The sequence below is a fragment of the Oceanicola granulosus HTCC2516 genome, assembly GCF_000153305.1.
GTDB classification, from domain to species: domain Bacteria; phylum Pseudomonadota; class Alphaproteobacteria; order Rhodobacterales; family Rhodobacteraceae; genus Oceanicola; species Oceanicola granulosus.
In genome coordinates, this window is the sequence record NZ_CH724107.1 from 1478477 (window position 1) to 1487481 (window position 9005).

Genomic DNA, 9005 nt, shown 5'->3' on the forward strand with positions numbered 1-9005 from the left:
GGGAGGAGACACGTGGCGACGATCTACGACGTTGCGAAGGCGGCCGGCGTGTCACCCAAGACGGTGTCGCGGGTGCTGAACGACGACGCTCCCGTCAACGAGTCGACCCGGCAGGCGGTCAACGAGGCGATCGCGGCGCTGGACTACCTCCCTTCGCAGGCGGCGCGGATGATGCGCTCGAGCCGGTCGCGGCTGATCGGGCTCATCACCGGCGCGATCTCGCAGGAGATCGGGCCGGCGGTGCAGTCGGGCCTGCCGGAGATGAACATCGTGCAGGCGATCCAGCGCGAGATGTCGGCGCAGGGCAAGATCCTGATGATCTCCGACACCGGCGGCCGGGCCGACGCGGCGCCGGTGCTGGCGCGGACCTTCGCGCAGCACCGGGTCGAGGGGCTGATCTACGTCGCCGACCACCACCGCGAGATCGAAATGGACCTCACCAGCGGCAACTGCCCGGTGGTCCTCGTGAATTGCTACGACGCCGCCGCCACCCCCTGCGTGCTGCCCGACGACGAGGCCGGCGAGGCGGCGCTGGTGGCGCGGCTGATCGAGGCCGGCCACCGGCGCATCGGCTTCCTGCCGCCCGACCGCACCCAGCCCGCGGCGCGGCTGCGCCTCGATGGCTACAGGACGGCGCTCGCGGCGGCCGGGCTGGCCTACGATCCCGACCTCGTCGCGCACGTCCATGACCCCGACGCCGACCGGGCGCGCGCGTTGCTGACCGAGGCGCTCGACGCGCTGCTGTCGCTCGACGCGCCGCCGAGCGTGATCTGCTGCACCAACGACGAGATGGCGATGCGGCTCTACGGCCTGCTGCGCAGCCGCGGCCTGCGGGTGCCCGACGACATTTCCGTCGCCGGCTACGACGACCACAAGACCATCTCCGAAATGCTCTACCCGCAGCTCACCACGGTGGTGCTGCCCTACAGCGAAATGGGGCGGCAGGCCGCGCGCCTCATGCTCGAGTTGATCGAGGGCAAGCCCCTCGCATCGCCCGGCCCGACCCTCGTGGACGGGCCCGTCGTCTGGCGTTCGTCCGTGACGGCGACCGAACCTGTCGACCAACTTTTCCAAGGGAGGAAAACCTCGTGAAACCTACCAAGACACTCCTGGGCGCGCTGGCCGCGTCCACCATGCTGGCCGGAGCGGCCGCGGCGCAGACCGAGCTGACCATGTGGTACCACGGTGCCGGCAACGAGGTCGAAAGCCGCGTGCTGAACACCATCATCGAGGACTTCAACGCCGGCCAGTCCGACTGGACGGTCAGCGTCGAGAGCTTCCCGCAGCAGAGCTACAACGACTCCGTCGTCGCCGCGGCGCTCGCGGGCAACCTGCCCTGCATCCTCGACATCGACGGCCCCGTGATGCCGAACTGGGCCTGGGCCGGCTACCTGCAGCCGCTGCCGATCAGCGAGGAGGCCATCGACGGCCATCTCGAGTCGACCATCGGCCGCTGGAACGGCGAGATCTACTCCGTCGGCCTCTGGGACGCGGCGGTCGCGCTCTACACGCGCCAGTCGACGCTCGACGAGCTCGGCCTGCGCACGCCGACGCTGGAAGAGCCTTGGAGCAAGGACGAGTTCATGGCGGCGCTCGAGGCGGCCAAGGCGTCGGGCGAGTACGATTACGCGCTCGATCTCGGCACCGCCTGGACGGGCGAGTGGTACCCCTACGCCTACTCGCCCTTCCTGCAGTCCTTCGGCGGCGACATCGTCGACCGCTCGAGCTACACGACCGCCGAGGGCGCGCTCAACAGCGACGCGGCGCTCGAGTTCGGCGAGTGGTGGCAGTCGCTCTTCGAGGAGGGCTACGCCCCCGGCACCAGCCAGGACCCGGCCGACCGCGACAACGGCTTCAACGAAGGCCGCTACGCGTTCTCGTGGAACGGCAACTGGGCCGCGGCGGCGACGCTGGAGGCCGGGGTCGACGACGTCGTCTTCCTGCCCGCCCCCGACCTGGGCAACGGGCCGATCATCGGTGCGGGCTCCTGGCAGTTCGGCGTCTCCAGCGAGTGCGCGCATCCCGAGGGCGCGGCGGCGTTCGTCGAGCACGCGCTGCAGGACGAGTACCTCGCGGCGTTCTCCGACGGCATCGGCCTGATCCCGGCGACGAGGGAAGCCGCGCAGATGACCGAGAACTACGCCGACGGCGGCAAGCTCGCGGTGTTCTTCGACCTGTCCTCCGAGCAGTCGCTCGTGCGGCCGGTGACGCCGGGCTACGTCGTCGCCGCGAAGGTGTTCGAGAAGGCGCTCGCCGACATCGCCAACGGGGCCGACGTCGCCGACACGCTCGACGCGGCGGTCGACGAGATCGACCGCGACATCGAGGCCAACCAGGGCTACGGCCACTAACGCGTCCACCGGGGGCCGCCGCGGCGCGCGGCGGTCCCCGGTCCGGCGAGGCAGTTCACCATGTCCAGCAAACTGACGAGATCGAACCGGGCCGGCTGGCTCTTCGCCCTGCCCGGCTTCTCGCTCCTGTTCCTCTTCATCATCGTGCCGTTCTTCTTCGCGTTCTACCTGTCGCTGACGAACCAGCGGCTGGTCTCGCCCAACCCGACGGAGTTCGTGGGGCTGGAGAACTACAGCAACCTGCTTAGCCTCGCGGTGGTGACGCTCGAGCCGGAGCGGGACGAGGCCGGCGAGATCGTGCGCGACGAGGACGGCGAGATCGCCTACCCGCGCGTGCGCTCCATCACCCGCAGCGACGACTACCCGCAATATCGCGGGATGGGCGAGTGGTTCCGCTGGCACTGGGGCGACGACGCCAAGGTGGTGATCGCGAGCGACGTGCTGTTCATGAAGGCGCTGGTCAACACGCTGGCCTTCGCGCTGTTCATCGTGCCGCTGCAGGGCGGCGGGGCCTTGCTGCTGGCGCTGCTGATCAACCAGAAACTGCGCGGGATCAACGCGTTCCGCACGATCTACTTCCTGCCGGTGGTGATCTCCATCGTCGTCATCTCGCTGCTGTGGCGCTTCATCTATTCCGGCAACGACGGGCTGCTGAACAACATCCTCGAGGCGCTCACCTTCGGCGCCTTCACCCCCATCGACTGGCTCGGCCGCACCGACACCGCGCTCGGCTCGATCATCGTGATGTCGGCGTGGCAGGGCATGGGCTTTCACATGGTGATCTGGCTCGCGGGGCTGCAATCGATCCCGGGGACGCTCTACGAGGCCGCGGCCATCGAGGGCGCGAGCAAGTGGCAGACCTTCCGCTACGTGACGTGGCCGGGGCTGCGCAACACGGCGGTGCTGGTGCTGATCGTCATCACCATGCAGAGCTTCGCCGTCTTCGCGCAGGTCGACGTGATGACCAACGGCGGCCCGCTCGACGCGACGCAGACGCTGGTCTTCCAGACCGTCGAACGCGGCTACGGCAAGCAGGACATCTCGGGCGGCGCGACGATCTCGGTGATCCTGTTCCTGATGGTGCTGTCGATCTCGGCCGTGCAGGGCTATCTGACGAGGGAGCGCAGGTAATGGCCACCGTCACCTCCGACAACCGGGGCCTGCGGCTCGCCGCGCGCTACCTGAGCCTGGTGCTCGTCAGCCTGATCTTCCTGTTCCCGCTGGTGTTCATGGTGGTCTCGAGCCTCAAGCCCGACCACCAGCTGCTGGCCGACACCTCGAGCATCCGGGCCTTCCTGCCGGTCGGCGACATCAGCCTCGACAACTACGTCAACGCCTTCGAGCGCGCGCCCATCGGGCGGTTCATGCTGAACTCGGTGTTCGTCACCGTCGTCACCGTCACCGCGTCGATCGCGCTGTGCTCGCTCGCCGCCTTCAGCTTCGTCTTCCTCGAGTGGACCGGGCGCAACGTGCTGCTGTCGGTGATCGTGGCGACGCTCATCATCCCGTTCGAGACCATCGCGGTGCCGCTGCTGCTGTTCGTGTCGAAGCTGCCGTGGATCGGGCTCGAGGGGCTGGAGATCGGCTGGCTCAACACCTACCGCGTGCAGATCATCCCGTGGATGGTCGATGCGCTGACGGTGTTCCTGTTCGTGCAGTTCTTCAAGGACCTGCCGCGCGAGCTGATCGAGGCGGCGCGGGTCGAGGGCGCGAGCTGGATGCTGATCTACCGCAAGATCGTGATGCCGCTGTCGGGCCCCGTCATCGCCACGGCGGCGATCCTAAAGTCGCTGGTGATGTACAACAACCAGTATCTCTGGCCGCTGATCGTGGTGCAGGACGAGGCGCACCGCCCGGTGATGGTGGGCCTCGGCTACTTCTTCCAGCTGCAAATCGCCTGGGGCGAGGTCATGGCGTACCTGACGCTGATCTCGGTCCCCGTCATCGCCTTCTACCTTGTTCTGCAACGCGCCTTCATCTCGTCGATCGCCTCGACGGGCGTGAAGGGCTGAGGATACCCATGACACTGAACCTCGACGACCACTGGATCTGGGACAGCTGGTACGCCCACGACGGCGCGCGCTGGCACGGCTACTTCCTGAAGGCCCCCAAGAGCCTCGGCGACCCCGAGCTGCGCCACTTCAACGTCGCCCAGGGCCACGCCGTGTCCGACGATCTCGTGACGTGGGAGCACCTGGGCACCTGCTTCGCGCCCGCCCCCGGCCCCGCCTGGGACGACTGTACCACCTGGACCGGCTCGGTGGTCCGCGACGGCGACGGGCTGTGGCACCTGTTCTACACCGGCACCTCGCGCCGCGAGGACGGGATGTACCAGCGCATCGGCCACGCGACCTCGCGCGACATGCACGGCTGGGAGCGGGTCGGCGACGGGCTGTGCCTCGACCTCGCGGGGCCGAACGCACAGCTCTACGAGGTCGAGCACGCCGTCGGCTTCTGGCACGACCGCGCGATGCGCGATCCGTGGGTGATCCGCGATCCCGAGGGCGACGGCTGGCTGATGTTCTTCACCGCGCGCGTCCCCGGCGAGACTGAGGCGAACAACGGCGGCGCGATCGGCCTCGCCACCTCGCCCGACCTCGTGACCTGGACGCTGGAGCCGCCCGTCTTCTCCGGCGGCTTCGGCCAACTCGAGGTGCCGCAGGTGTTCGAGCATGGCGGCCGGTGGTACTGCCTGTTCTGCACCGCCGCCGAGCACTTCTCGCGCGCGCGGGCCGAGGCCACGCCGGGCGGGCCGGTGACGGGCAGCCACTACCTCGTCGGCGACGGCCCGCGCGGGCCCTGGCGGATCGCGCCCGGCCCGTTCCTCGACGGCGCCCTGCCCTGCGAGCGCTACGCGGCGCGCATTCTCGAGACGGAGGACGGGCTGGTGATCCTCGGTTTCCGCCACACCACGCCCAACGGGCAGTTCGGCGGCTACGTCACCGACCCGTCCCCGGTGGTGCAACAAGACGACGGGCTGCTGAAGGTCGAGCGCCCCTCGCTGGCAGCGGAGTAGGCACGATGGCGACGTTGAAACTCAGGGACGTGCGCAAGTCCTTCGGCTCGGTCGAGGTCATCAAGGGGGTCGATCTCGACATCGAGGACGGCGAGTTCGTCGTGTTCGTCGGCCCCTCGGGCTGCGGCAAGTCCACGCTGCTGCGGATGATCTCGGGCCTCGAGGACATCACCAGCGGCACGCTCGAGATCGACGGGCAGGTCGTCAACGACCTGCCGCCCAAGGCGCGCGGCATCGCCATGGTGTTCCAGTCCTACGCGATCTTCCCGCACATGACGGTGCGCGAGAACGTCGCCTTCGGGCTGACCATCGCGGGCGCGTCGAAGAAGGAGAAGGAGGAGAAGGTGGCCGAGGCGGCGCGGGTGCTGCAGATGGAGCACCTGCTCGACCGGCGGCCGTCGCAGCTTTCCGGGGGCCAGCGCCAGCGGGTCGCCATCGGGCGCGCCATCGTGCGCAAGCCGAAGGTGTTCCTATTCGACGAGCCGCTCTCCAACCTCGACGCCGCCCTGCGCATGGACATGCGCATGGAGATCGGCCGCCTGCACGCCCAGCTCGACGCCACCATGGTCTACGTCACCCATGACCAGGTCGAGGCGATGACGCTGGCCGACAAGATCGTCGTGCTGAAGGACGGCAGGGTGATGCAGGTCGGCACCCCGATGGAGCTGTTCCACGAGCCCGCCAACCTCTTCGTCGCGGGCTTCCTCGGCGCGCCGTCGATGAACTTCCTGGAGGTCGAGGTCTCGGGCCGCGACGCCGAGCGCGCCCGCGTCTCCAACAGCGCGCTCGAGGCGATCGACGTCGCCCACAAGGGGCGCATCGAGGGGCCGGGCCAGGCGATCCTCGGCATCCGCCCGCAGCACGTGAGCGCCGTCGCCGCCGGCCGGGGAATGCTGCACGGCCAGGTCAACATGGCCGAGCGCCTCGGCACCGAGACGGTCGTCGACATGACGCTGAAGGACGGCAGCAAGTTCATCGCCGCCTTCGACGAGGACAAGGTCTTCGAGCGCGGCGAGAGCATCGACCTGACCTTCGCCCCCGAGCGCGCCCACCTCTTCGCACCGGGGGAGGTCAAGGGGGCGGTGCATTAGGGCGGCGCGGCGGGCTCGGAGGATTGCGCTGGGCAAGTGGCGGAGGAGGTGTCAGCGTAACGTGCGCACGACGAGGTGCGAGAGCGTCCGATAACGCGTTGATGCCGTTATCTTGTTGGTGTCTCGCCTCTGACATCATCCATTGAAGTCCGCCGCCATTCAAACCAAAATGTGGGGTAAGTTGTGGGTGGGGGACGTTCGAATGCCGAAAGCGCGGGGTGCGCACCCTGACCGGGCTCTGTCGGCGGTGAAAGCCCGCCAACTCAGAGTGCCTGGCCGTTATGCTGATGGCAACGGCCTCTACCTCGTAGTCGAGGAGACAGGCGCCAAGCGATGGCTGTTGCGCACGGTGGTACGAGGCCGTCGCCGAGATATGGGATTGGGCAGCTTTGCGCTGGTGTCGCTTGCTGAGGCCCGTGACCTCGCCGTGCGCTATCGCAAGATTGCCCGGGAAGGCGGAGACCCCATTCAGGAGCGCCGGCAGGCACAGCTGACCGTGCCCACATTTGCCGAAGCCGCGCGCACGGTCTTCGAGGAGAACCGGGCGTCCTGGAGAAATCCTAAGCACGCGCAGCAGTGGATCAACACGCTCGAGACCTACGCAGTACCCGTGATCGGCACACGACCGGTGAGCGATGTTGAAACAGCCGACATCCTGCGCGTGCTCGCTCCGATATGGCTGACCAAAGCGGAAACAGCGCGTCGCGTCCGCCAACGACTCTCCACCGTGTTTGACTGGGCCAAGGCCGCCGGCTTCCGGCAAGGCGACAACCCTGTGGCCGGCGCCGACCGCGGCCTGCCGCGGCAAACCGTGAAGGTGTCGCATCACAAGGCCCTGCCCTATCAGGAGCTGCCGGCATTCATGGCGCAGCTTCGATCGAAGGACCGCGGCTACATCACCCGCCTCGCTCTCGAGTTCCTCATCCTGACGGCATCCCGCACTTCGGAGGTTCTGAATGCACAGTGGCCGGAATTTGATTTGACGGGCGAAGTTTGGATCGTGCCGGCTACCCGAATGAAAGCCGGTCGCGAACATCGCGTCCCCCTGACGCCCCGGTGCGTCGAGATAGTGCGGCAGCTCCAGCAGCTCGGTGACACCGGGCTGGTGTTCCCGGGCACCCAGAAGGGCAAAGCCATGTCAAACATGGTGTTTGCCACATTGCTGCGCCGTATGGACGTGGATGCGACCGTCCACGGCTTCCGCTCGTCGTTCCGTGACTGGGTGGCGGAGGAAACGAATTACCCCAACGAGCTTGCAGAGATGGCCCTGGCCCATACCATCAAGAACGCAACGGAAGCCGCGTATCGCCGCGGCGACCTTCTGGAGAGACGTCGAGCAATGATGTTGGCGTGGGAAGTGTTTATAAAGGAGGATGATAATGATCCATGAGAGGCTCGAGGAGGACGAATGGCTGACGCTTTATCTCACGCAGCTCCAGTTTCCCGAGTGGAGCATCGAACTCCACTTCGCGTATTGGGAAACTCGAGACAAACTCTCTAAAGACATCGCGGAGGATGACGTTCATGCTCAAACCTGCAAGCACCTGAAAAGCAGCTCTAAGGAATATTCTAGACCTAGGATCAACAAGACCCACCTGAAGGAAACTAGCGCAGCATATGCAAATATGAATTTGCGCGAGTTTACCATCTGGTCCTACGAAGTCGTGAAAACTTACCTGGATAATACCTGTCGACGACTCTCTGATATGAGGGCGCTTTTTCAGGAAGCACTTCGAAGAGAAGATCCCGAGAAACTCCTGCCCAGCACAAAGTACGCCAATTGGTTGCGTTATTCCTACTGGACGCCCGAAGAAGCTGCAGAATTCTCTCTAGGAACAAGGGACGATCCTCGATACCCGGAGCGCGTTGCCGCAATAAGAAATGCTAGTATTATTTGCGGCGATGACGATGAAGTAAACCCAAAACATTTTGATGATTGGGCAAGGGATGAAAATTGGCGGCCATTCTTCGACAAGGAAGATATCCACAAGATGGCTCCCGACCGAGTTGATTTCATGCCATCCAATCGGAGAACGAACTATCACAAGCTCCTTCTATCCATGGCAAAGGATAAATTCGGATATCCAGAAGGTCAGAGAATTGCGATCAAAGAAGCTTGCGAAAGAGCCGGCCTAAGCATGGATCAGAAGACTATCTCGTCCATCCTTCAGGCCGCGGATAGAGACATCAATGACTAGTGAAGTCCGCTTCGGGCCGATCCTGGCACCCAGCTCTTGCTGACCTCACAACGTGCTCCTGCCAGAGACGGCTGGTAGTGAGCTAATACCCGACCTTCCCTCGGACTGCGAGCCTGTCTTTGCTACGAACTCGGTCGGAGGGATGTTTCCGAGCCCTGAGCGCAGGAGGCCTGGATTTTGCTGACGGGCGTCGGTGAGCGACGCGAACAGCGTCTCGTTGATCAGCTCCTCCGAGATCACCCGTTGAAGCTTTCGACGAAGCGGTCTGCTAGGCGCGTTGAAGTGCGAGTCGACGCCGGTGCTCTGGCACCAGTTAGCGTCCTCGCACGTGGTGTAATTTCTGGTGCAG

8 protein-coding genes are annotated in these 9005 nt (G+C 65.6%); all 8 read left to right on the top strand.

Going from position 1 to position 9005, the window contains the following annotated elements:
* Positions 1 to 12 precede the first annotated feature (12 nt).
* Positions 13 to 1092, top strand: coding sequence for a LacI family DNA-binding transcriptional regulator (locus tag OG2516_RS07035; RefSeq protein ID WP_007254944.1), 1080 nt, complete (start codon positions 13 to 15; stop codon positions 1090 to 1092).
* Positions 1089 to 2351, top strand: a complete 1263-nt coding sequence (locus OG2516_RS07040; RefSeq protein ID WP_007254945.1) for a sugar ABC transporter substrate-binding protein — start codon at positions 1089 to 1091, stop codon at positions 2349 to 2351. Before OG2516_RS07035 ends, OG2516_RS07040 begins: the two co-directional genes overlap by 4 nt.
* Before the next feature lie 60 nt (positions 2352 to 2411).
* Entirely contained in the window at positions 2412 to 3482 is a 1071-nt protein-coding gene (locus OG2516_RS07045; protein ID WP_007254946.1) for a carbohydrate ABC transporter permease, read from the top strand.
* Positions 3482 to 4363 carry a carbohydrate ABC transporter permease gene (locus OG2516_RS07050; protein WP_007254947.1) on the top strand — a complete coding sequence of 294 codons (882 nt, stop codon included), beginning with the start codon at positions 3482 to 3484 and terminating at the stop codon, positions 4361 to 4363. Before OG2516_RS07045 ends, OG2516_RS07050 begins: the two co-directional genes overlap by 1 nt.
* Before the next feature lie 8 nt (positions 4364 to 4371).
* Positions 4372 to 5367 carry a glycoside hydrolase family protein gene (locus OG2516_RS07055; RefSeq protein WP_007254948.1) on the top strand — a complete coding sequence of 332 codons (996 nt, stop codon included), beginning with the start codon at positions 4372 to 4374 and terminating at the stop codon, positions 5365 to 5367.
* A 5-nt stretch (positions 5368 to 5372) separates the two neighbouring features.
* Positions 5373 to 6458 carry an ABC transporter ATP-binding protein gene (locus OG2516_RS07060; RefSeq protein WP_007254949.1) on the top strand — a complete coding sequence of 362 codons (1086 nt, stop codon included), beginning with the start codon at positions 5373 to 5375 and terminating at the stop codon, positions 6456 to 6458.
* A gap of 202 nt (positions 6459 to 6660) precedes the next feature.
* A complete protein-coding gene (locus OG2516_RS07065; RefSeq protein WP_040615011.1) occupies positions 6661 to 7848 on the top strand; it encodes a tyrosine-type recombinase/integrase in 1188 nt (395 codons plus the stop codon).
* Positions 7838 to 8656, top strand: coding sequence for a hypothetical protein (locus OG2516_RS19900; RefSeq protein WP_156799286.1), 819 nt, complete (start codon positions 7838 to 7840; stop codon positions 8654 to 8656). Before OG2516_RS07065 ends, OG2516_RS19900 begins: the two co-directional genes overlap by 11 nt.
* Positions 8657 to 9005: the final 349 nt, after the last annotated feature.